Genomic DNA, 1,376 nt, shown 5'->3' with positions numbered 1-1,376 from the left:
GTGGACTTCGGCGGCATCGGCCACGCCTTCCTCGCCGACCGTAACGGCCAGGTGATCGTCAGCCCCGACAAGGACCAGGTGATGAAGAACCTCAAGGACATCTACCCCGATGCCGCCTTGAAGGTCGAGCCGGGCATGCAGGATGTCACCTTGAACGGCCAGGACCGCATCATCTCCTTCGCCCCGGTGCAAGGCCTGCCCTCGGCCCAGTGGTACATCGGCCTGTCCATCGACAAGGACAAGGCCTACGCCGGCCTGAGCCAATTCCGCACCTCGGCGATCATCGCCATGCTCATCGCCGTGGCCGCCATCGCCGGCTTGCTGGGCTTGCTGATCCCGGTGCTGATGCGCCCGCTGACCACCATGGGCCGCGCCATGCAGGACATCGCCGAGGGCGAAGGCGACCTGACCCGCCGCCTGGCGGTGCAGCACAAGGACGAGTTCGGCGAGCTGGCCACCTCGTTCAACCGTTTCGTCGAGCGTATCCACGCCTCGATCAGCGAGGTGTCCTCGGCCACCCGCCTGGTGCATGACCTGTCGGAGAAGGTGGTCAACGCCTCCAATGCTTCGATCATCGGCTCCGAGGAGCAGAGCATGCGCACCAACAGCGTCGCCGCGGCGATCAACCAGCTGGGCGCCGCCACCCAGGAGATCGCCCGCAACGCCGCCGACGCTTCGCAACATGCCAGCGGCGCCAGCGACCAGGCCAACGACGGCCGCCAGGTGGTGGACGACGCGATCAACGCCATGACCGCGCTGTCGCAGAAGATCAGCGAGTCGTGCGAGCAGATCGAGGCGCTCAACGCGAGCACCGACGAGATCGGCAAGATCCTCGATGTGATCAAGGGCATTTCCCAGCAGACCAACCTGCTGGCGCTCAACGCTGCCATCGAGGCGGCCCGTGCCGGCGAGGCCGGGCGTGGCTTCGCGGTGGTGGCCGACGAGGTGCGCAACCTGGCCCACCGTACCCAGGAATCGGCCGAGGAGATCCACCGCATGATCACCGGCCTGCAGGTGGGATCGCGCGAGGCGGTGTACACCATGAACGAAAGCCAGGTGTCCAGCGAGCAGACCGTGCAGGTGGCCAACCAGGCCGGCGAGCGCCTGGCCAGCGTGACCCAGCGCATCGGCGAGATCGACGGCATGAACCAGTCGGTGGCCACTGCCACCGAGGAGCAGAGCGCGGTGGTCGAGAGCCTGAACCTGGACATCACCCAGATCAACAGCCTCAACCAGCAAGGGGTGGAGAACCTCAACGAGACCTTGCGCCATTGCGATGCCCTGAGCCAGCAGGCGGGGCGCTTGAAGCAACTGGTGGGCAGCTTCAGGATCTGAGGCGCCCCTATCGCCGGCAAGCCGGCTCCCACCGGTCCTGC

Annotated in this window: 1 protein-coding gene; it reads left to right on the top strand. The window is 66.5% G+C overall.

Features of this window, described 5'->3' with window-relative positions:
* A partial coding sequence (gene mcpA, locus ACNFG0_RS22810; RefSeq protein ID WP_416766521.1) for a methyl-accepting chemotaxis protein McpA occupies positions 1–1,335 on the top strand: 1,335 nt, incomplete at its 5' end.
* Between the last annotated feature and the right edge of the window lie 41 nt (positions 1,336–1,376).

This window comes from Pseudomonas sp. NY15372 (assembly GCF_048068215.1).
Taxonomy (GTDB): domain Bacteria; phylum Pseudomonadota; class Gammaproteobacteria; order Pseudomonadales; family Pseudomonadaceae; genus Aquipseudomonas; species Aquipseudomonas guariconensis_A.
The sequence above is the reverse complement of the archived record's forward strand: the minus strand, read 5'-3'. Positions and strand labels throughout refer to the sequence as shown.